Consider the following 21,978-nt stretch of genomic DNA (forward strand, 5'->3'; position numbering starts at 1 on the left):
AACCATGCATCGTTACCCATCGACTAGCTCGTACACCCATCGCACAAATTTTTCTAGCAAACGGAGTATCGACATCGAGCCAAACTCCAGTTTCGCCTTTACTCCTTGTACCTATTATATTGTACTCTGACAAAGTCAATATAATAACTTCTTCCAAAAGTCGCAAATATTTATGAATATCGGTAAAGAAGTTTTCCAAATCTAGTATTGGGTAACCTACAATTTGTCCAGGTCCATGGTATGTAATATCGCCACCTCGATTAATTTTATAAAAAGTAGCACCTTTAGCTTTCAATTGTTTTTCGGATAAAAGCAAATTACTAATATCACCACTTTTACCTAAAGTATAAACATGAGGATGTTCTACAAAAAGAAAATAATTTGGTGTTTCCAAATTGCTTTCTTCTCTCCTATTTTGAATCTTTATATCAACAATTTGTTTAAATAATTCCTCTTGATAGTCCCAAGTATCTTTATAATCTCTATTCCCTAAATCGTAAAGTTGAATTTGTTTATTCATATTTAATTTATGTCTCGGCAAAATTACAAATATTAAATGCCATATTATTTTCAAATTGATACATTTTCAAATTATCCCTATCTTTGACGGCTTAAATACAATACTATGCAACTATCGGAACAAGAAATCATCAGAAGAGAAAAACTGAACGCTTTGCGCGGACTTGGAATTAACCCTTATCCTGCGGATTTATTTCCTGTGAAAAACACATCTAAGGATATCAAGGAAAATTTCACAGAAGGCAAGAAGGTTGTTGTTGCAGGCCGTTTAATGAGTGTTAGAGATCAGGGAAAAGCATGCTTTGCCGAACTACAAGATAGTGAAGGTAGAATTCAATTGTATTTAAACCGTGACGTGATTTGTCCTGAAGAAGATAAAACAGTATACAATCAGGTTTTTAAAAAACTAACTGACTTAGGTGATTTTATTGGTATTGAAGGTGAATTATTCACTACTCAAGTTGGGGCTCAATGTATAAGGGTTGATAAATTTACTTTTTTAAGTAAAACATTACGACCATTGCCTTTGCCAAAAACTGATGAAGAAGGAAAGGTTCATGATGCCTTTAATGATGCTGAATTACGTTACCGTATGCGTTATGTAGATTTAGTAGTTAATCCACATGTGAAAGAAGTTTTTATGAAAAGAACAAAATTGTTCACTGCCATGAGAACTTTCTTTAACAATGCCGGTTACATGGAAGTGGAAACTCCTGTTTTACAATCAATTCCTGGTGGAGCTGCTGCTCGACCTTTTATTACGCATCACAATAGTTTGGATATTCCATTATATATGAGAATTGCAAACGAATTATATCTTAAAAGATTGATCGTTGGCGGATTTGATGGTGTATATGAGTTTTCTAAAAACTTCAGAAACGAAGGAATGGACAGAACGCACAATCCGGAATTTACTGCAATGGAAATCTATGTAGCTTACAAAGATTACAACTGGATGATGGAAATGACCGAAAACCTTTTGGAATATTGTGCAAATGAAGTAAATGGAACTACTGCCGCCACTTTTGGAGAACATAAAGTTAACTTCAAAGCACCTTATGCAAGAATTACCATGACCGATGCCATCAAACAATTTACAGGTTTTGATATTTCTGGTAAAACCGAAGCAGAACTTTTTGAAGCTGCCAAATCAATGCATATTGAAGTGGATGAAACAATGGGGAAAGGAAAATTAATTGATGAAATTTTTGGAGCAAAATGCGAAGGAAACTTTATTCAACCAACCTTTATTACCGATTATCCAAAAGAGATGTCGCCTTTATGTAAAGAACATAGAGACAATCCAGATTTGACGGAGCGTTTTGAGTTGATGGTTTGCGGCAAAGAAATAGCTAATGCGTATTCTGAATTAAACGACCCTATTGATCAACGACGTCGTTTTGAAGCACAAATGGCTTTAGCAGAAAAAGGTGATGATGAAGCAAACGGAATTATAGATGAAGACTTTTTACGCGCTTTAGAGTATGGAATGCCACCAACTTCAGGGTTAGGAATTGGAATGGACCGATTAATTATGTTTTTGACTAACAATCCTTCTATTCAGGAAGTATTGTTTTTTCCGCAAATGAGACCTGAGAAAAAGCAATTAGAATTAACTGAAGATGAAAAGCTAATCATCAACTTATTAAAAGCCGATAATAATCAACCGTTAGCACAACTCAAAGATAAATCAGCTTTAAGCGGTAAAAAATGGGATGCCGCCATGAAAGGTTTGGCAAAACACGGTTTAACCAATGTAACTGTTGATGGTGAAAACAAAACAGTATTTTTAAACTAATTACAACAAAAAGGAACTCTATGAGTTCCTTTTTGTTAGATTTTTTTATGGAGATTAAACCTTTTAAAAAGATCTTTGTCCAATTGGCACATAAATTAAAAAACATATAAAAATGAAAAAATTAATTGTAGCCGCATTATTAGTTGTTGGATTAACAACTTATGCACAAGAAAAAGAAGGAAGAAGAGCAGGTAAAGAAAAATTAACTTTAGAACAAAAGGTTGATTTACAAGTAAAAAAAATGACTAAAGACTTGGATTTAAATGAAAAGCAAACCAAAGACATTAGAGCTTTAGTCACTAAACAGGTTGAAAAAAGAGAAGCCAAAAGAAAAGAAATGGAGGATTTTAAAACTAAAAAGAGAGAAGATTTTAAAGCTCAAATGAAAGCCGAAAAAGAAGCCTTAAGTATTGAAATGAAAAAAATATTAACTGCAGAACAGTATGCTAAATGGGAGAAAAATCGAGAAGAAAAAATAAAAAACTTCAAAGAAAAGATGAGTGAAAGAAAAGAAAAAAGAAAATCACAAGCTATCCCGGAAAAGTAACTAAAAATAAATTTTGAGTTTACATCAAAATAAATTAGTTTTGGACTTATTAATTTAACTAAAATTTACAAAATGAAAAAATTAATTGCTGCATTAACTTTAATATTAGCATTCTCAATAAATGCAAATGCACAAGATAAAAATAAACAGTCAGCTTACGATTTGGCAAAAAAACAAGCCTCAGAATTGACTGAATATTTAGGATTAGATAATACTCAAAATGAAAATTTCGCTAGACTACTTGAACAAAAATTCAGTGTTCTTGACAACAAGGATTTAACAAAAGAAAGAAAAGATGAATTTTCGAGAGTTATTGAAGCAAAAATAAGAGCGAGTTTGGATCCTAATCTGATGGATAAATTAGAAAAAAATACAGAGTTGTTTGAGAAATTAATACACTAGTATTTTTCAATTTATAAATAAAAAGTCCCGTTTCTTTTAAATAAAAGAGACGGGACTTTTGTTTTAGAAACTTTTAGAAACTTTATTAATTGCTTCGATTGTGAAATCTAAATCTTCATAAGTTAGTGCGTCAGTTATAAACCAAGTTTCATAAGCAGAAGGTGCTATATAAACTCCTTCACTCAACAAACCATGGAAGAATTTTTTAAAGGTTTCGTTATCCCCATTTTTTGCAGTTTTAAAATCAACTACGGGATTAGCATCAAAATGAACTGAAATCATAGAGCCTACCCTATTTATAGTAAAATCAATATTATTCGTAGTTAACACTTTATCAATTCCTTTGTGTAGATAAGCTGTTTTTTGTTCTATTCGTTTAAAGATATCCGCATCATTATTTAAAGTGTGAAGCATGGCATATCCAGCAGCCATCGCTAATGGATTTCCGGAAAGAGTTCCGGCTTGATAAACGGGACCGATTGGCGACAAATAATTCATGATTTCATTGCTGGCAGCAAAAGCTCCAACTGGTAAACCGCCACCGATAACTTTTCCAAAACAAACAATATCGGCCTTTACATTATACAATTCCTGAACGCCTCCTTTTGCTAATCTGAATCCGGTCATTACTTCATCAAAAATAAGCAATGTATTGTTCTCGTTACAAAGTTGTCTTAACAATTGTAAAAAGCCTGGGATTGGAGGCACACAACCCATATTTCCGGCGACAGGTTCAATAATAATTGCGGCAATCTCATTTTTATTAGCTTCAAATAAAGCTTTTACATTTTCTATATCATTATAATTTGCCAATAAAGTATCTTTTGCGGTACCTTGAGTAACTCCGGGAGAATTTGGTGTTCCAAATGTACTTGCGCCACTACCGGCTTGAATTAAAAAGGAATCAGAATGTCCATGATAACAACCTGCAAACTTTATTATTTTATCTCTATTTGAATAACCTCTTGCCAAACGAATAGCACTCATACAAGCTTCAGTCCCAGAGTTTACAAAACGTATTTTGTCAATATTTGGCACCATCGAAACAGCAAGTTCAGCAATCTTTGTTTCCAATTCTGTTGGCATTCCAAATGAGGTCCCCTTTTTTGCTTTTTCAATTATGGCATCTACAACCGGTTGAAAAGCATGACCTAAAATCATAGGTCCCCAAGAATTGATATAGTCAATTAATCGGTTATCATCTTCATCATAAAGATATGCGCCTTTGGCACTTTTGACAAAAATTGGCGTTCCGCCAACACCTTTAAAAGCTCTTACCGGCGAGTTTACCCCACCAGGAATAACTTTTTCGGCTTCAGCAAATAACTGACTACTTCTTTGATAAATCATATTTTAAATGTGAATTTTATTTTGAAATTATTTGACAATTATACTTTGTCCCAGAGAAATAGTATTGTCTGTTAAGTTATTTTTCTTCTTTAATTCATCAATAGAAATGTTGAATTTTTTGGAAATTGAATACAATGAATCGCCTTTGATAACGGTGTATTTTTGAACATCATCATTATAGACAATAGGTTGATTTACCCCTTTTGACACAAAATCTTTTCCTAAAACCTCTGCGTCATATTTATTCAATTGATACCGTTCTATTAAACCAATTAGTTTGTCCGGATATTTTGAATCGGTTGCATAGCCTGCCGCTTTCAAGCCATAAGCCCAACTTCTATAGTCGTCTTTTTCAAACTCAAAAAGTTCAGCATACCTTGGTCTGCTTGTTAAAAAATAAGAATGATCTTTGAAAGATTGACTTGGATCATCATACTTCCTAAAACATTCATTTTCTTCATCATCCGTATATTTAATACTTGGACCTGTCCATTCTTTATGACATTTTATACCAAAATGATTATTAGCCTGAACACTAAGTGGTCCGGTTCCTGCACCTGATTCTAATATGGCCTGACCCAAAGTAATACTGGCAGGGATTCCTGTTTTGGCCATATTGTCTTTGGCTACATTTTTGTAATTTTCGATATAGGCCAAAACCATTGCAGTAGTAACTTTTACTCTTGTTGTAGCTTCTAAAACTTGAATAGCATTTGAATAATTGCCTACAGTTGGAGAATCTTTTTTAGTAATTGCTACAGGATTAGTTTTAGTAACTGGTCTGTAAATTGGTTTTTTTACTCTTTGAACAACCGGAGCTTCAACCTTTCTCGGGTCGGATTTTGATGTTCTAACAACATTTTTATTTGCAGTACATGATGCAACAAAAACCATAAGTAGCAGTAAAAGTGGGTTCTTAATCATAAATAGAAATTTGTAATTGATTTTTTTGTTTTAATAAATTATTCATGCCGTTAATACCTTGCAAACCACCTGTGTGAATAACTAATATTTTAGAGTTTTCGGGAAAATAATTTTTATTGATTAAATCCAGAACACCAAACAACATTTTTCCAGTATAAATTGGGTCTAACGGGACTTTATATTTTTGATAAAAGTCGTTAATAAACAATATTAATTCTTCTGAAACTTTAGCATAACCTCCAAAATGATAAGCTGTAATCAGATCCCAATTTGACTTGGAAACAAATTTACAAATATCTTCTCTTAAAAAATCACCCTTTAATGCAGGAAAACCCAAAACTTGTTGACTACTTTTTGAACAATTTATCAGCCCCGAAATAGTTCCTCCGGTTCCGACAGCGCTACAAATATAATCGAACTTTTCATCGATTGCTGTTAAAATTTCTTCACATCCTTTTACCGCTAAATCATTGGTTCCTCCTTCGGGAATCAAATAAAAGTCATCAAATTTTTCTGCTAATTGTTGAATAAATATTGGACTGCTTTTTTCTCTAAAAATTTCCCTGTCCACGAAATCAAAAAACATCCCTAAATCTTGAGCTTTCTTCAGGGTTGGGTTTTCAGCTATCTTATCTTTCAACTCTTCGCCGCGAATAATTCCGATGGTTTTAAACCCCTGTTCCTTACCTGCTGCGGCAACTGCCAAAATATGATTGGAGAAAGCGCCACCAAAAGTTAAAAGTGTTTGTTTATTTTCACTTTTGGCCTGCACCAAATTGTACTTTAATTTTCTGAATTTATTACCTGAAACATAGGGATGCAACAAGTCTTCCCGCTTAATATAAAGAGAGACATTAGTATTTTCTAAACTAATTTTTTGATTAGTACTTTCCAAAAATATGTTTTTTCAAAAGTAGTTTATGCAAATCACTTTACATAAAAAAAGCGAATCGCTTTTTAAAATACTAATTAATTTGAAGAAACTATTATTTTCTAGACTTCATTTATTCCGTCGATATCATAGTATTTTGGCTAAATAAACACCATCACTTGATTTGTTTAAATACTTGTAGTTCCCTGAAAAAACTGCCCACCATTTCGTAAGTAGAAATTACTATTTGCACCGTTAAGTTCTAAATTACCTTTAGCATAAACAACAGTCCCATTATTAAAAATAAAACTATTATCTTTCACATAAATCTGAGCAAAGACTGAGTTCAGATAAAATAAAACAGTCAAAATAAATATAATGTATTTCACAAATAGAGGTATTGATTTTCAAATATATAATTTTTTTATATCAAACTAATTTTCAAAGCAATTAATCTTTATTATTTCGAAAAATCAAATTTCAATTTAAAACTAAAATTAAAAAATGCATTTAATCGATTTTATGTGTAATAGGACAAGTTTATTAGGTATGGATTTTTAAATAGTATTAAATTTGTTTGGTAATTAATGAAGTTTTCCCAAAACTAAAAAAATGAGATATGAAAAAGAATTACGTAACTAAAAAAAGCCCTTCAATATCTGATTATATTGGTATAAAAACTACCACTTTATTCAAAGCAGTAATTGTTTTATTTTTGTTTGTTTTCAACAGTTCCTTCGGGCAGGGAGCATCTTGTGCTACAGCAACACCAATAAATATTAACCAAAACTACACCACTTTTGTTATAAACGATAATACTGTAAATGATCCTACTCCCGCTGCATGTAATGGGCAAAACCCTGTACGAGATGGATGGTTTAGTTTTATAGCAAATGGAACTGAAGCTAAGGTAATTGCTACAGCTACAAACAGAAACCCAATATTATATGCTTATTCAGGAACTTGTGGGTCTCTTAATTTTTTGAATTGTTCAAATATTACTACTACAACTGCAGGACATACTGAAACATTAAGTTTATTTGGATTAACTTCAGGCAGTACTTATTTCATTAGAGTAGGAAATTCAACTGCTAACAATATGAATCTTTCATCATTTGTAGTAATCACAAACGACAAATGTTCAAATGCACTATTGTTAACTTCTAATACAAGTTGCATCTCAATAAATGGATCAACTGCTGGAGCAGCAGACGACAACGAAGTTGGAGATTGTACAACTGGAACTGAAAATGCAGTTTGGTATCAATTTCAAGCCGTCTCAACCACACATGTTGTCACGGTTACTGGAGCTACAGGTTTTGATCCGGTTTTAAATGTTATTACTAATTGTGGTGCGGCAACTGCACCAACTGGTGCAAGTTGTGTTAATAACACTGCCGATGCAGGAACAGAAACACTTACTCTGACTGGTTTAAGCATAGGTAGTTTTTATAAAATTCAAGTTCACGATTTTCAGGGAGATTTAATGAACAATGGTTTCACCATATGTGTTATAGCATCTATTCCTTGTTCAACACCAAGCGCTCAACCTACAGCACTGACGTTTCCCACACTTACAAGTACTTCATTAAACGGTTCTTTTACAGCAGCATCACCTGCTCCAAGTGGTTATTTAATTGTAAGAAGTACTAGTGCAACACGACCAACTCTAACTAATGGAACAACCTATGCCGTTGGTTCTACTGCTTTAGGTGCCGGGACTTTAGTTATTCAAGGAAGTGCCGTAACCAGCAATGCAGTCTCTTTTGCTGATTCTGGATTAACCAGCAATACCAGATACTATTATCATATTTTCTCTTACAATACCAGTTGTACAGGAGCTCCTTTTTACAACAGTATAACACCATTATCTAATAGTGTTATTACCTGTCCTGTGGCACCAACTGCTCCTGTAAATTCCGCTATAACAAGCTCTAGTTTTACTGTTTCATGGACTGCTTCAGCGGCGGGTGGAAATGCAGCACCAATCGAGTATACCTTGGAAGTTTATACTAATGCTGGTTTTACAACTCCTGTAGCTGGATCACCTTTTTCAGTTGGTACACCGTTAACCTATACCGTAAGTGGATTAAATAGTTCTACTATCTATTATTATAGAATTAAAGCCGATAATGAAAGTTGCGATAGCAGTTATTTAAATGGCAATGTCACTACACTATTAGGAAACGACGAATGTAGTGGAGCTATTCCACTCTCTGTTTCTACTTCATGTTCTTATACAACCTATTCAAATTCAGGAGCTACGGGAAGTACAGGAGTTACAGCACCGGGTTGCGCTAATTATCTTGGTGGCGATGTTTGGTTTTCAGCTGTAGTGCCTGCAACAGGAGTTCTAACTGTGGATTTACAAAGCGGTGTTATGACTGATAGTGGTATAGCTTTCTATTCCGGCACATGCGGTTCTTTGACTTTGTTAGAGTGTGATGATGATGATAGTACAAATGGATTGATGTCTAACATTTCAATGGCTGGTTTAACACCTGGACAAAGAATTTTTATAAGAGTTTGGGAATGGGGAAATGATAATAATGGTACATTTGGGATTTGTGCAACAACTCCAAGTTGTCCGGCTCCTACTAATTTATCTGCTACTATTTTATCTTCTACAAGTGTAACTGTTAGCTGGCCTATAACAACTCCGCCATCTTCAGGTGGTTATCAATACTTTATTAATACTACTGGTACCGCTCCAATTACTGGCTCAACTCCCACTGGCTCAACTTCCGCAGGAGTAACAAGCGTAACACTTACTGGATTAACGCCTGGACAAAAGTATTTTATATGGGTCCGTTCCTTCTGTGGAGGTTCTGATACAAGTTCTTGGGTTGGGCCAACAAGCTATACCCCTTGTGCTGTCGGCAATGGAACAGGAACAACTACACTTGATTGTCCTGCCGTGTTATCAGGTGGTTTGGGATTAAATGGTGGTAACCAACCAACTATTTCCTGTCAAACCTTAGGTTGTGTAGACTTAGAGGCAAATTACTTACAAATAAATCAACCAACAAATTATAGTGTTTCCTCAATTCCTTATGCACCACCATATCAATTTACTTGCTTGCAGAATCCTGTAAGTGTAAATGTTGACGATGTATGGTCTCCAACAATTAATCTACCTTTTGATTTCTGTTTTTATGGTAACAACTACAACAAATGTTTAATTGGATCAAACGGTGTTATAACATTTGATACAACAACCTACGCTCCAGGAGGGTATAATAGTTGGTCGATTAGTAATGATTTACCAAATCCTTCGTTATTTAGAAATACTATTTTTGGTGTATATCAAGACATAGACCCAAGTTTAGGAGGACAAGTAGGTTGGGAATTAATTACTCTCAATACCGGATGTAGAGCACTAGTGGCAGCATGGAATGATATACCTATGTTTTCTTCCGCTTGTAATTCACAGTTATACACAGGCATGATTATTTTGTATGAAAATACTAATGTTATTGAAGTTTATATAAAAGAAAAAAGGACTTGTGCGACCTGGAATGGTGGAAATGCTATTGTTGGAATTCAAAATGGCGATGGAACAGCTGCTGTAGTAGCGCCTAATCGTAATGGTCTGAGCGCTGATTGGACTGCGACTAATCAAGCATGGAGATTTACACCTACTGGAACAACTTTGACCACTTTAAAATGGTTCGAAGGTAATGGAACTAGTGGTACACAACTAGGCACTACAAACACTATTAATGTTTGTCCTACTGTAACGACAACCTACACTGCTGAAGTAACCTATGCATTATGTAACGGTACGAATTTAAAGTTCACCGATAATGTTGTGGTAAATATTTCCGGTAATAAAATATGGAATGGAGGCACAAATACAAATTGGAATGAAGGGTCTAACTGGACACCAAGCGGTGTGCCAACAAGTGCAAATTGTGTCGTAATTCCAGATGTTGCTAATGACCCTGTAATTTCAAATACTCCTAATGCTCTTGGTAATAATTTATCTATTCATAATAATGCACAACTGACAATGAATGCTGGTCAAAACCTTATAATTACAGATAAAATAACGGTACAGCCAAACGCAATATTTACAGTTAACAATAATGCCAATTTGGTTCAGATAAATAATTCGGCAGTAAATACTGGAAGTATTAGATATAAAAGAATTGCACCCAATATAAAAGGTTCTGACTATGTATACTGGTCTTCTCCAGTAAACAACCAAGATATTGGAACAATTTACGATAGCACTTTCCCTTACAATTCTGGATTCAAATACCAGTGGAATACAACCTTGAATAATACTAACGGCGCAAGTGGAAATATATCTCAGGGACGATGGGAAGCTGCTAGTGGAATCATGACTATGGGAAGAGGTTATATCATCCGTGGTTCCAGTAGTTTTGGCATGCCTGCCACTAGCATTCCAACAACTTTTACAGGAGTACCATTTAACGGGGCTATATCATACACTCTGTATAGAGGTAGCTATACAGGCGCTCCTTATAATGGAGCTAATGGTGTTCAGATTACCAATCTTAATGACAATTATAATTTAATTGGTAATCCGTATCCATCATCAATTAATGCTCTGAAGTTTTTACAAACTAACGCCTATAATGCCTCAACTAATCCGACTGGTAAAATATTAGGTAATGTAAAACTTTGGACACATGGAACAGATCCGGTTGCAGGTGGCACCAATCCGTTTTACGGGTCATTTCAGTATAATTATAATGCTAATGATTATCTGACAATTAATTATTTGGGGTCTACTACACCGGGAAGTGCAGATTTAATAAGAGCTGGCCAGGCATTTTTTGTACAAATGATAGATGGAGCAGCTGGTTCAGGCACTGTAAGTTTCAATAACAGTATGAGGTATGATGCTACATTGGCTCCATATTCGAATAGTGGATTTTTTAAAAATGCCAATACAGTCAATAGCGAATTTTCAATAGAAAGACATAGGTTGTGGCTTGACTTAGTTGACTCAAATTCTCAATCTTCAGGCATACTAGTGGGATATGCCGCTGATGCAACAAATGAATATGATAATTTATTTGATGCTCCAACATCAATACCAAGCGGGTTGAAATTATTTTCAACCATTTCAAACGACACCAATGTTTTTGAAATACAAGGAAGAAGTTTACCTTTTGAAATAAATGATGAAATTCCTATCGGAATAAATGTCCCAACACAAGGAAATTACTCCTTTGCTATTGCAGCCTTTGACGGATTATTTGAAGACCAAAACATTTACCTTAAAGACACTATGTCAAATATAACACATGATTTAAAGGTAAATCCATATACTTTTACAACTACCGCTGGTGTGACCATGGATCGTTTTAAAATAGTTTATATGAACAACACTTTAGGGAATCCAAGCTATTCAATTGATGATAATGCTATAAAAGTGTTAGTTAATAATGAAGTAGCTGTTAATTCGAGTAATCTTCAAATGGAATCAATTGATGTCTACAATGTCTTAGGTCAAAAATTACAAACTTATAACAATATTAATGGCAATTATTTTAGGCTTTTAAACCTTCACAAAAATGATACAACACTATTGCTAAAAATAAAATTACAAACTGGTGAAACTGTAATTAAGAAAACTATATACTAGTTAAAAATAATTTAAAAACTTCCAAAAAGACCTTGACTCTATATAGTTTAGGTCTTTTTCGTTAGTATATGCTTCCTTCTCAAAAGAAATATTTCTATAAGCAACATTCTTGTCTTTGGTAATAATCCATCTAATTAAAAAACTCAATACCATACCAAACATAAAAAGGTATCACTAAAAGCTCAATCTGTTGTCTCAAATGAATCTTTTCGTGGTTGACAAAAACTTTATCCAATACATCCTCTTTATTCTTTATAAAAACAAACGGGAAGAAAGTCAATCCTCTAAATCCTCGAGGCGTTAAATATTTAAAAACAATCAATATCATATGCTGTAAAGTTGTTAAATTTCTTTCTGTCTTTCTATTTTTGCCTAAGGAAAAATATTCTTTGATTAAAATAGTTATTTTTGAAGAAATTAAAAATAACTATTTAAATGTTGATTTGTGGGTATGAATGAAGAAATTGACCCTAATAATTTAAAAGAAGGCGAAGATTATTATGTAACTCCGGAAGGTTATCGCTGTTTTACTGAGAAATATCATTTAAAACGAGGATATTGTTGTAAAAGTGGTTGCCGACACTGCCCTTACGGATTCGATAAAAAAACAGGAACTATAAAAAAGTAACTGAGTAGCTGAGAAAGGAAAACTCAGAAACATAGCTATTCAGAAACTCAACAACTCAAAATAAACTCAGTAACTTAGTCACTCAGAAACTCAGAAACTCTAAAAATGACATTTCAAGAACACATAAAACAAGGAATTCCTTCAATTCTCCCAAATCCAAAACCATACGACAAGGAAATAAATCACGCACCAAAACGTAAAGAAATCCTTTCGGATGAAGAGAAAAAATTAGCGCTAAAAAATGCGCTGCGCTATTTTGAACCAAAACACCATGCCACTTTACTTCCTGAATTTAAAGAAGAATTAGAAAAATACGGTCGCATTTACATGTATCGTTTTCGTCCGGATTATAGAATGTATGCAAGACCAATTTCAGAATATCCAGGAAAATGCGAACAGGCAAAAGCTATCATTCTCATGATTCAAAATAATCTGGATTATGCTGTGGCACAACATCCACATGAGTTAATTACCTATGGCGGAAATGGTGCTGTGTTTCAAAACTGGGCTCAATACCTGCTTACGATGCAGTATTTGGCAGAAATGACGGAAGAACAAACATTAAGCATGTATTCTGGCCATCCGATGGGATTGTTTCCTTCAAATAAAGAGGCTCCAAGAGTTGTGGTAACCAACGGAATGGTCATTCCAAACTATTCTAAACCGGATGATTGGGAAAAAATGAATGCTTTAGGTGTTTCGCAATATGGACAAATGACAGCCGGAAGTTATATGTATATCGGTCCACAAGGAATCGTTCACGGAACAACTATCACCGTTTTAAACGGATTTAGAAAAATTAAAAAATCACCAACCGGAGGTTTGTTTGTAACATCTGGTTTAGGCGGAATGTCTGGCGCACAACCCAAAGCAGGAAACATTGCTGGTTGTGTGACGGTTTGTGCTGAAGTAAATCCAAAAATTACGCATATTCGCCATTCGCAAGGTTGGATTAATGAAGTTATAGATTCTATTGAAGATTTAGTTCCGAGAGTCCAAAAAGCATTGGCTAATCAGGAAGTTGTTTCTATTGCCTATCTGGGAAATGTGGTTGATGTATGGGAACGATTCGATCAAGAAAATATTCATATCGATTTAGGTTCGGACCAAACTTCACTTCACAATCCTTGGGCAGGTGGTTATTATCCAATGGGATATTCTTTTGATGAATCAAATGAACTGATGGCTAATAATCCTGATAAGTTTAAAGAAGAAGTTCAAAAAACCTTACGCCGTCATGCTAGTGCAATAAACAAACACACTACCAAAGGAACCTACTTCTTTGATTATGGAAACGCCTTTTTATTAGAAGCCTCTCGTGCAGGAGCAGATGTAATCGAAAAAAATCCAACCATAGGCCATGAGTTTAAATACCCATCGTATGTCCAAGATATTATGGGACCAATGTGTTTTGATTACGGCTTTGGGCCATTCCGTTGGGTTTGTGCTTCCGGAAATCCTGATGATTTAGCCAAAACAGATAAAATCGCCTGTGCTGTTTTAGAGGAAATGATGAAAACAGCACCCGAAGAAATTCAACAACAAATGGCTGATAATATTCAGTGGATAAAAGGCGCGCAGGAAAATCAATTGGTTGTTGGCTCACAAGCCCGAATTCTATATGCAGATGCCGAAGGCCGAATCAAAATTGCTGAAGCATTCAACCAAGCGATTGCAAAAGGTGAAATTGGTTATGTAATTTTAGGTCGCGATCATCATGATGTTTCAGGAACCGATTCTCCTTATAGAGAAACATCCAACATCTATGACGGATCTCGTTTTACTGCCGATATGGCAATCCAAAATGTCATTGGTGACAGTTTCCGTGGAGCAACTTGGGTTTCTATTCACAATGGCGGCGGAGTTGGTTGGGGCGAAGTAATTAATGGTGGTTTTGGTATGGTTCTTGACGGGACAAAAGAAGCGTCAAAGCGTTTAGAATCAATGCTTTTTTGGGATGTTAATAACGGAATTTCAAGAAGAAATTGGGCTAGAAATGAAGGGGCAGTTTTTGCCATAAAAAGAGCTATGGAGACGCAACCTTTATTAAAAGTTACCATCCCTAATATGGTTGACGATAATTTATTTTAACCAAAACTCACAATTATGAAAAAGTTCCTCCTAATTTCGGTTTTTATTCTACTTCTTTCGGCTTGTAGTTCCGTAAATGTGAACTCCGATTATGATAAAAAAGTTGATTTTTCTCAATTCAAAACCTATGCGTTTTATAAGTCTGGTATAGATAAAGTAGAAATTTCAGATTTAGATAAAAAAAGAATCCTCTATGCAATAGATGAAATCATGACATCTAAAGGATTTACGAAAAGTGAAACCCCTGATTTATTAATTAATTTTTTTACTAAGGAAAGGGAACAAGTCGATGTCAACCAATTTAATATGGGTTGGGGTTATGGTTGGGGATGGGGTTGGAATCCTTGGATATGGGGAGGAAACACAACTGTAAATCGCTATTCACAAGGAACTCTATATATAGATTTAATTGATGCTAAGAAAAAAGAATTGATTTGGCAAGGTGAAGGCGAAGGTGTTTTGACTAAAGATACCCATAAAAAAGACGAAGTCATAAAAACATTTGTTACAAAAATATTAGAACAATATCCGCCGCAAAAAAGTGATATGTGGTAAGTTTGCAGTATTCAAAAATAAAAAAAGCCGAAACATTTTGTTTCGGCTTTTTTCTACTATTTATTTTACCCTAGATTGAAATGAAAATCTTTTTTCTTTAAAAAGATTGAAATAAAAAACTGAAAAAAGCTCCTAATAATTCATCAATTCATCCATCTTAGCTTTTACTTTATCCGCGTTCGGAATCATCGTAAATTCTAAAGTACTATTTAGTGGAATCGCCGGCATATTTTCAGATCCAATAACCATTACCGGAGCGTCAAGATATTTAAAACATTTTTCATGAATAATCCCTGCCAAACTTCTCGCAAAGGAATTATTTGTTGACTCTTCTGTTACAACCAAACACTTTTTACTCTTTTTAACCGATTTAAAAATCGCTTCTTCGTCTAAAGGATATAGAGTTCGTAAATCGATAATTTCCACTTGACTTTTTATTTTTTCAGAAGCATTCAAAGCCCAATGTACTCCCATTCCATATGTGATTACCGAGATGGTTTCCTGACTTTGCTGCTCCCATATTTCTTGAACGATATTCGCTTTTCCAAAAGGCAAGATGTAATCTTCACTTGGTTCGTTTACTCTTGCAGCATCTGTGCCTTTTACTTTACTCCAATACAATCCTTTATGCTCCAAAATGACCACAGGATTCGGGTCGTAATACGCTGCTTTTAGCAATCCTTTTAAATCGGCTCCGTTGCTTGGATATGCTATTTTTATACCGCGAATATTGGTCAGTACACTTTCCACCGAAGAAGAGTGATAAGGGCCACCACTGCCGTAAGCGCCAATTGGTACTCGCAAAATCATACTAACCGGCCATTTTCCATTAGTCAAATAACTGGACCTGCTTACTTCCGTGAACAATTGATTTAAGCCCGGCCAAATATAATCGGCAAACTGTACCTCAACAATTGGTTTCAAGCCCACAGCTGACATTCCGACTGTTGAACCCACTATAAAGGCTTCCTGAATTGGTGTATTAAACACACGCTCGTCACCAAACTTTTGTGCCAAAGTCGCGGCCTCTCTGAAAACACCTCCTAATCTTCCACCTACATCTTGTCCGTATAACAAACATTCTTTGTGAGATTTCATCAATTCTTCTACGGCAAGCAAAGCACAATCCACCATCACTACTTTTTCTTCGCGTTGCGGATTTCTTTCTCCTACTTCCTCTGTAATTGGTGTTGGCGCAAAATCATGAGTAAATAAATCCTCGGGTTTTGGATCTTCTGCTTTTTGTGCTTTTTCGAAATCGGATTTTACTTTAGTGACAGCTAAATTCTCTATAATATGAATTTCTTCATTAGTAAATCCTGCTTCCATCAATTGCTTTTGCAATACTGGGAATGGATCACGCGATTGCGCTTCTTCCAAATCATCCCGATACCATTCCATTCGAACACCAGAAGTATGGTGATTCAACAACGGTACTTTTGCATGCACCAAAAATGGTCGGCGTTCTTCTCGTATAGTTTTAACTACTTTTTGAATAGCCAAATAGCTTTCGGTGAAATTGGCTCCATCAATAGAAATCGCTTCAATTCCATGAAATCCTTTAATATACTCGTAGGCATTTTGTGCTCTAGTTTCAGCGGCATTCGCCGAAATATCCCAACCGTTATCTTGTACCAAATACAAAATGGGTAACTGCTTCAAAGCAGCCATCTGAAAAGCTTCAGCAATTTCGCCTTCGGTTACTGAAGCATCTCCTAGCGAACAAACTACTATTGGTAATTCTTGAGTTGCATCTTGAATACCAATATTTTCTTTATACCAAAATCCCATCGCAGCTCCTGTTGCCGGAATGGCCTGCATTCCAGTTGCAGACGATTGATGTGGAATTTTGGGCTTATCTACATCTTTCAAACTTGGATGACAATAATAAGTTCTGCCTCCCGAAAATGGGTCATCTTTTTTTGCCATCAATTGCAACATCAAATCATAAGGTTGCATCCCTATTCCCAAAAGCATCGAATCATCACGATAGTATGGAAAAACATAATCCTGAGGAAGTAAATGCATCGCCATTGCAATCTGGACGGCCTCATGTCCACGAGATGTCGCATGTACATATTTGGAAACAATCTTGAAATTATCTTCATATAAGTTGGTCATCGCCTTGGCAGTGGCCATCGTTGAAAATGCTTTCTCGAGTATTGATTTATCTATTTTACTCATAAAATTTTACTTCGCTGGTACTAACCAGCCATACTTGTCTTGAATTTCTTGTGTTTTTATTCCTTCTAATGTGTCTGCTACAAAATCAGAAACAGGATTGTCAACAGGAAATTTTATTGATAAATCATTGTTTCCAATTTCTTCAATTCGGGCAATCCCAACTGCAGTTCCTGCTCCAAATGCTTCTTCCAAAGTTCCATTTTTTGAGGCTTCGATAATTTCGGTAAGTGAGATAGGACGTTCTGTAACTTCATAGCCTTTGTCGCGCAATATGTCTATCACACTCATTCGTGTAATTCCGGCCAAAATAGAACCACTCAAATCGGGCGTAATAAACTTCCCTCCTATTTTAAAGAAAATATTCATTGTCCCCACTTCTTGAATGTATTCAAAATGTTGAGCGTCTAACCACAAAACTTGATCATAACCCTCCATTTTTGCATATTCTGTTGGGCGAATAGCTCCAGCGTAGTTTCCGGCGGCTTTAGCTTCTCCTGTTCCACCATTCACAGCGCGAACATATTTTCTTTCGGCATATAATTTAATTTTTTTATGGAAGAAAGGTCCGGTCGGAGAAGCTATAATAATAAACTTAAAACTAGTTGCCGCACGCATTCCAATAAATGGTTCATCGGCATACATAAAAGGACGCAAATACAAAGCGCTGCCCGCTTGAGTTGGAATCCATTTTTTTTCTATCCCCACAAATTGTTTCAATGCTTCTACAAACAAATCTTCAGGAAATAAAGGCATTCCCATTCGATTTGCACTAAAATTCAATCTTTTAGCATTCTCTTTAGGACGGAATAACAATGGTGTTCCGTCTTTTCCTATGGTGGCCTTCATTCCTTCAAAAATTGCCTGACCATAGTGCAATGCCATAGCTGCAGGATGTGTCGGGATTAAAGCTAATGGCTCAATTCTAGGATTTTGCCATTCGCCATTTTGATAATCACAAACAAACATATGATCAGAAAATCGAGTTCCCATAACGATGTTGTGAAAATCAACTTCATCTGCCATTGATTTCGCTACTTTTGTTATCTTAATAGATGTTGTCATTATATCTTGCATAATAAAAATAGTTTGGGGTTAAATTTCCCCTTCGGGTGGAAGGGAACTAAATTGTTCTAAATAATCGCCTACTTTTCGCAAAAAAGATCCTCCTAAAAACCCATCAACCACACGATGGTCAAAGGACAAAGAAAGAAACATCATACTGCGGATAGCAATTTCATCTCCTTTGGAAGTCGTAATCACTTCTGGGCGTTTTTTAATAATTCCGAAGGCTAAAATCGCTACTTCGGGTTGGTTAATAATAGGTGTTCCCATTAAACTACCGAAGGTTCCCACATTTGAAATAGTAAATGTACTTCCTTGAATTTCTTCTGGTTTTAAAGTGTTGCTTCGAGATGCATTAGCCAAATGATTGACGCTTTTTGCCAAAGCAACTAAATCTTTTTCATTGGCATTTTTCACCACGGGAACAATTAAGTTACCGCTTGGTAAAGCAGTTGCCATTCCGATATTAATGTCTTTATGAACAATAATGTTTTTTTCATCTACTGAGACATTAATCATTGGAAAATCTTGAATGGCTTTAGCTACAGCCATAATAAAAACTGGAGTAAAGGTTAATTTTTCGTTGTATTTCTGTTGAAATTTATCTTTGTTTTCGTTTCTCCAATTGACCAAATTCGTGACATCAACTTCAATGTACGACGTAACGTGTGGCGACGTATGTTTGGAGTATACCATGTGATCGGCAATCATTTTTCGCATTCTGTCCATTTCAACGATATGGTCTTTTCCTTCTACAAAATTTATTTTTGGTTTTGGAAAATTACTTGTTGGTTGTCGGTTATCAGTTGTCGGTTTGCTTTGTATTGGATATTTACGATTCGTTAAATAATTGAAAACATCACTTTTCTGTAATCTTCCCTCAGATCCAGAACCTGGAATGGATTGTAATTCTTCTATCGATAAATTTTCTTTTTGAGCAATTGAGATAATTAATGGACTTAAAAAGTTGTCGGTTGTCAATTGACGGTTGTTGGTTTTTGGCTGTTGTACTTCTACTTTGCTCGGCATTGCACTACTTTTTTCTGCAACATCATCCTTCAGACTTTTAGCTTCCTGAATTCCATCAGAATTTATCAAAGCTAAAACAGTTCCAACCTCAACAACGTCATCTTTTTGAAAACGAATTTCGGTAATAACACCTGAAACCGGAGATGACAAATCATTGTCGACCTTATCGGTAGCCACTTCCACAATGGTTTCTTCAGCGTTAACAAAATCGCCTACTGATTTCAACCAGGAAATGATAGTCGCTTCGGTTATACTTTCGCCCATCTTGGGCATTTTGAATTCTGTTATCATTTTTTTGAGATGAAAGAGAATAGGTTATAGAAATAGACTTTTCAATCGTTCTATATTCTTTTCTCTATTTTCTATTTTCTTTTAATTTAAATTCTTCTAATGTTTTGTAAAATGCTTCTTGGGTTGGTCTGTTTTCAGGAATTTCTCTTAAAGGCTCTACTGCTTTTAAAGTTTCGTAACATTCTTTCGGCAATTGTTGATACAATGCTGTTCCTTTCGTTTTCCAGTCAATCATTTCATCGGAAACGTCTTTGATAATCATTGCTGGGTTTCCAACAACTATTTTTCCGTTTGGAATTTCCATTCCGGCTTTAATAAAACTTAATGCACCGATAATACATTCATCTCCAATGTTGACATCATCCATAATCACTGCATTCATTCCAACTAAACAATTTGCTCCAATATTCGCTCCATGTATTATTGCTCCGTGTCCGATATGTGCACCGGCTTTTAAAACCATACTTTTCCCCGGAAACATATGAATAGTACAATTTTCCTGAACATTGCAACCATCTTCAATAATGATTTCACCCCAATCACCTCGAATAGCTGCACCTGGACCAACATAAACATCTTTTCCAATAATCACATTACCCGTTACCGCTGCCTGTGGATGAATAAAACTACTTTCGTGTATTACAGGGATAAACCCTTTGAATTCGTATATCATTTTTCTTTTAGATAATAGATGAAAGACGGATAGGTAATAGATTTAATTTCTTACTGTAAATCTTTGAGTCTATTATCTTTTGTCTATTTAAATTTTTTCAATGTTTCTTTTGTAAAATCAGACAATACTAATCTTCCGCTTATAGCAGCTCTTTCTGCTAGTAAATTGTCCCAATCTTCTGTGCCTCGCCAAAATATTTTTTTCATTTCCATCATGGCTTCTGGGTTGTAGGTACATAAATGTTCAGCAAATTTTTGAACTTCAGCATCTAAAGCTTCAATACTATCGAAAACACTAGCATACAATCCTTTTTCCAATGCCCATGATGCCTCATAAAAAGAATTAGCATCTATGGCAATTTGTGACATGGCTGAAACACCCATTTTTCTTTCAATAGCAGGAGAAACAACAAATGGTCCTATGCCAACATTAAGTTCGGATAATTTTATGGCTGCAAATTTAGTAGCCATGCAATAATCAGTTGCTGCCGCTATTCCTACTCCGCCGCCAACAGTTTTCCCTTGAATTCTTCCAATGATGAATTTTGGGCATTTGCGTATGGCGTTAATGACATTAGCAAATCCTGAGAAAAATACTTTTCCTGTTTCGGCATCGTTAATAGCAATAAGTTCTTTGAAACTGGCTCCGGCACAGAATGTTCGATCACCACCACTTTTGAGGATGATGACTTTTACTTCGGCATTATTGCCAACTTCGGTTATTGTGTAGGCTAATTGCGCTAGAATGTTGCCAGGTAAGGAGTTTTGTTCTGGATGAAAAAACTCAATTGTGGCGATATTATTTTCTATGTTATGTTTAACGTATGCTTCTTTCATATCTTTTATTATAATATTCCAAATTGTTCGAAATGATGATTCAAATGTTTTCGTTCTAATAAGTACGATTCATATCGATTCAATTCACCGAAAACCATATTCTTTAAAATCGCTTCTGGATTTTCTTTGAAAAAGGTTTTATAACTTTCTCTTGCTTCGAAAAATTTCGCTTTGGCGGTTTCAAAATCGGGATGAATAAAATCTTCCAATTCATCTTTTTTCATGGTTGGAAATCTCGTACCCATTGGAAATTTGTCATAATTGTATAACGAATTATGTACTTTATCCAAAATCTTCTCGGGTGTTGCAAACTCGAAATCCTGAATTTCTCCTGACATAATTCTATAACCTTGTTCCAAATGTTCTAACAAATGTTGTGGCGTTAGAATTCCCCAATTTGGCTTAGAATTTTCGTTTAATTTATTCAGACATTCCGCTATTTTTGCATCGGTCATTTCAATAAAAACTTCCTGTTTTTTTTGTACCATAGTTAAGATAGTCGCAACGGCTACCAATTCGTCTTCAGTATCAAAAACTTCAACAAACCATTTAACGATACCACTCGGATGTTCTGCTGAAGCGACATCTCTGTCGATTT

The 21,978-nt window shown here is 35.2% G+C and carries 17 protein-coding genes and 2 pseudogenes; 7 read left to right on the forward strand and 12 right to left on the reverse strand.

The window, feature by feature from the left end:
- Window positions 1-520 (reverse strand): lipoyl(octanoyl) transferase LipB (gene lipB / locus ACOYLP_RS04365; protein WP_422854962.1); only part of this gene is annotated, 520 nt, incomplete at its 3' end.
- A 105-nt stretch (window positions 521-625) separates the two neighbouring features.
- Here lipB and lysS point away from each other — a divergent pair.
- The 3 genes from lysS to ACOYLP_RS04380 all read left to right on the forward strand — a co-directional run bounded on the left by lysS (window position 626) and on the right by ACOYLP_RS04380 (window position 3,266).
- Complete coding sequence (lysS, locus tag ACOYLP_RS04370) at window positions 626-2,317, forward strand: lysine--tRNA ligase (protein WP_422854963.1); 1,692 nt, start codon at window positions 626-628, stop codon at window positions 2,315-2,317.
- A 112-nt stretch (window positions 2,318-2,429) separates the two neighbouring features.
- Window positions 2,430-2,864 carry a hypothetical protein gene (locus ACOYLP_RS04375; protein ID WP_422854964.1) on the forward strand — a complete coding sequence of 145 codons (435 nt, stop codon included), beginning with the start codon at window positions 2,430-2,432 and terminating at the stop codon, window positions 2,862-2,864.
- Window positions 2,865-2,936: 72 nt separating this feature from the next.
- On the forward strand, window positions 2,937-3,266 hold the full coding sequence (locus ACOYLP_RS04380; protein WP_422854965.1) for a hypothetical protein: 330 nt from the start codon (window positions 2,937-2,939) through the stop codon (window positions 3,264-3,266).
- 63 nt (window positions 3,267-3,329) lie between these two features.
- Here the strand turns inward: ACOYLP_RS04380 and hemL are convergent, their stop codons facing one another.
- The 4 genes from hemL to ACOYLP_RS04400 all read right to left on the reverse strand — a co-directional run bounded on the left by hemL (window position 3,330) and on the right by ACOYLP_RS04400 (window position 6,800).
- Window positions 3,330-4,616: a glutamate-1-semialdehyde 2,1-aminomutase gene (hemL, locus tag ACOYLP_RS04385; RefSeq protein ID WP_422854966.1), complete on the reverse strand. Its 1,287-nt coding sequence runs from the start codon at window positions 4,614-4,616 to the stop codon at window positions 3,330-3,332.
- A 27-nt stretch (window positions 4,617-4,643) separates the two neighbouring features.
- The gene (locus ACOYLP_RS04390) at window positions 4,644-5,540 is read right to left on the reverse strand and encodes a glucosaminidase domain-containing protein (RefSeq protein WP_422854967.1); all 897 of its coding nucleotides are present in this window, start codon (window positions 5,538-5,540) and stop codon (window positions 4,644-4,646) included.
- Window positions 5,533-6,441 (reverse strand): 1-aminocyclopropane-1-carboxylate deaminase/D-cysteine desulfhydrase, encoded by a 909-nt coding sequence (locus ACOYLP_RS04395; RefSeq protein WP_422854978.1) that lies wholly within the window; start codon window positions 6,439-6,441, stop codon window positions 5,533-5,535. Before ACOYLP_RS04395 ends, ACOYLP_RS04390 begins: the two co-directional genes overlap by 8 nt.
- Window positions 6,442-6,599: 158 nt before the next feature.
- Window positions 6,600-6,800 carry a hypothetical protein gene (locus tag ACOYLP_RS04400; RefSeq protein ID WP_422854968.1) on the reverse strand — a complete coding sequence of 67 codons (201 nt, stop codon included), beginning with the start codon at window positions 6,798-6,800 and terminating at the stop codon, window positions 6,600-6,602.
- A gap of 230 nt (window positions 6,801-7,030) precedes the next feature.
- Here ACOYLP_RS04400 and ACOYLP_RS04405 point away from each other — a divergent pair, with 230 nt between their 5' ends.
- Window positions 7,031-12,031, forward strand: coding sequence for a fibronectin type III domain-containing protein (locus ACOYLP_RS04405; protein ID WP_422854969.1), 5,001 nt, complete (start codon window positions 7,031-7,033; stop codon window positions 12,029-12,031).
- Here ACOYLP_RS04405 and ACOYLP_RS04410 read toward each other — a convergent pair.
- Window positions 12,032-12,359, reverse strand: a pseudogene (locus ACOYLP_RS04410) (hypothetical protein).
- A 123-nt stretch (window positions 12,360-12,482) separates the two neighbouring features.
- Here ACOYLP_RS04410 and ACOYLP_RS04415 point away from each other — a divergent pair.
- The 3 genes from ACOYLP_RS04415 to ACOYLP_RS04425 all read left to right on the forward strand — a co-directional run bounded on the left by ACOYLP_RS04415 (window position 12,483) and on the right by ACOYLP_RS04425 (window position 15,305).
- Window positions 12,483-12,659, forward strand: a complete 177-nt coding sequence (locus ACOYLP_RS04415) for a DUF5522 domain-containing protein (protein ID WP_422854970.1) — start codon at window positions 12,483-12,485, stop codon at window positions 12,657-12,659.
- A gap of 105 nt (window positions 12,660-12,764) precedes the next feature.
- Window positions 12,765-14,750, forward strand: a complete 1,986-nt coding sequence (locus ACOYLP_RS04420) for a urocanate hydratase (protein ID WP_422854971.1) — start codon at window positions 12,765-12,767, stop codon at window positions 14,748-14,750.
- A 15-nt stretch (window positions 14,751-14,765) separates the two neighbouring features.
- Window positions 14,766-15,305, forward strand: a complete 540-nt coding sequence (locus tag ACOYLP_RS04425) for a DUF4136 domain-containing protein (protein WP_422854972.1) — start codon at window positions 14,766-14,768, stop codon at window positions 15,303-15,305.
- Between the two features lie 132 nt (window positions 15,306-15,437).
- On the opposite strand, the gene ACOYLP_RS04430 is transcribed toward ACOYLP_RS04425, so the two are convergent.
- The 6 genes and pseudogenes from ACOYLP_RS04430 to ACOYLP_RS04455 form a co-directional block, all read right to left on the reverse strand.
- Window positions 15,438-17,489: an alpha-ketoacid dehydrogenase subunit alpha/beta gene (locus tag ACOYLP_RS04430; RefSeq protein WP_422854973.1), complete on the reverse strand. Its 2,052-nt coding sequence runs from the start codon at window positions 17,487-17,489 to the stop codon at window positions 15,438-15,440.
- Window positions 17,490-17,495: 6 nt separating this feature from the next.
- The gene (locus ACOYLP_RS04435; RefSeq protein ID WP_422854974.1) at window positions 17,496-18,563 is read right to left on the reverse strand and encodes a branched-chain amino acid aminotransferase; all 1,068 of its coding nucleotides are present in this window, start codon (window positions 18,561-18,563) and stop codon (window positions 17,496-17,498) included.
- Window positions 18,564-18,581: 18 nt separating this feature from the next.
- A complete protein-coding gene (locus ACOYLP_RS04440) occupies window positions 18,582-19,871 on the reverse strand; it encodes a dihydrolipoamide acetyltransferase family protein (RefSeq protein ID WP_422854975.1) in 1,290 nt (429 codons plus the stop codon).
- A 64-nt stretch (window positions 19,872-19,935) separates the two neighbouring features.
- The gene (locus ACOYLP_RS04445) at window positions 19,936-20,544 is read right to left on the reverse strand and encodes a transferase hexapeptide repeat family protein (protein WP_422854976.1); all 609 of its coding nucleotides are present in this window, start codon (window positions 20,542-20,544) and stop codon (window positions 19,936-19,938) included.
- A gap of 83 nt (window positions 20,545-20,627) precedes the next feature.
- A complete protein-coding gene (locus ACOYLP_RS04450; protein WP_422854977.1) occupies window positions 20,628-21,380 on the reverse strand; it encodes an enoyl-CoA hydratase/isomerase family protein in 753 nt (250 codons plus the stop codon).
- An 8-nt stretch (window positions 21,381-21,388) separates the two neighbouring features.
- A pseudogene (locus tag ACOYLP_RS04455) lies at window positions 21,389-21,978 on the reverse strand (phenylacetic acid degradation bifunctional protein PaaZ); the annotation flags it as partial.

The sequence above is a fragment of the Flavobacterium sp. genome (genome assembly GCF_049318325.1).
Classification (GTDB): Bacteria; Bacteroidota; Bacteroidia; order Flavobacteriales; family Flavobacteriaceae; genus Flavobacterium.

Bases quoted from the DNA above. Each gene is read 5' to 3' on its own strand.
- lysS (WP_422854963.1), top strand. From the start codon at position 626: ATGCAACTATCGGAACAAGAAATCATCAGAAGAGAAAAACTGAACGCT.
- ACOYLP_RS04375 (WP_422854964.1), top strand. From the start codon at position 2,430: ATGAAAAAATTAATTGTAGCCGCATTATTAGTTGTTGGATTAACAACT.
- ACOYLP_RS04380 (WP_422854965.1), top strand. From the start codon at position 2,937: ATGAAAAAATTAATTGCTGCATTAACTTTAATATTAGCATTCTCAATA.
- hemL (WP_422854966.1), bottom strand. From the start codon at position 4,616: ATGATTTATCAAAGAAGTAGTCAGTTATTTGCTGAAGCCGAAAAAGTT.
- ACOYLP_RS04390 (WP_422854967.1), bottom strand. From the start codon at position 5,540: ATGATTAAGAACCCACTTTTACTGCTACTTATGGTTTTTGTTGCATCA.
- ACOYLP_RS04405 (WP_422854969.1), top strand. From the start codon at position 7,031: ATGAAAAAGAATTACGTAACTAAAAAAAGCCCTTCAATATCTGATTAT.
- ACOYLP_RS04415 (WP_422854970.1), top strand. From the start codon at position 12,483: ATGAATGAAGAAATTGACCCTAATAATTTAAAAGAAGGCGAAGATTAT.
- ACOYLP_RS04420 (WP_422854971.1), top strand. From the start codon at position 12,765: ATGACATTTCAAGAACACATAAAACAAGGAATTCCTTCAATTCTCCCA.
- ACOYLP_RS04425 (WP_422854972.1), top strand. From the start codon at position 14,766: ATGAAAAAGTTCCTCCTAATTTCGGTTTTTATTCTACTTCTTTCGGCT.
- ACOYLP_RS04430 (WP_422854973.1), bottom strand. From the start codon at position 17,489: ATGAGTAAAATAGATAAATCAATACTCGAGAAAGCATTTTCAACGATG.
- ACOYLP_RS04435 (WP_422854974.1), bottom strand. From the start codon at position 18,563: ATGCAAGATATAATGACAACATCTATTAAGATAACAAAAGTAGCGAAA.
- ACOYLP_RS04440 (WP_422854975.1), bottom strand. From the start codon at position 19,871: ATGATAACAGAATTCAAAATGCCCAAGATGGGCGAAAGTATAACCGAA.
- ACOYLP_RS04445 (WP_422854976.1), bottom strand. From the start codon at position 20,544: ATGATATACGAATTCAAAGGGTTTATCCCTGTAATACACGAAAGTAGT.
- ACOYLP_RS04450 (WP_422854977.1), bottom strand. From the start codon at position 21,380: ATGAAAGAAGCATACGTTAAACATAACATAGAAAATAATATCGCCACA.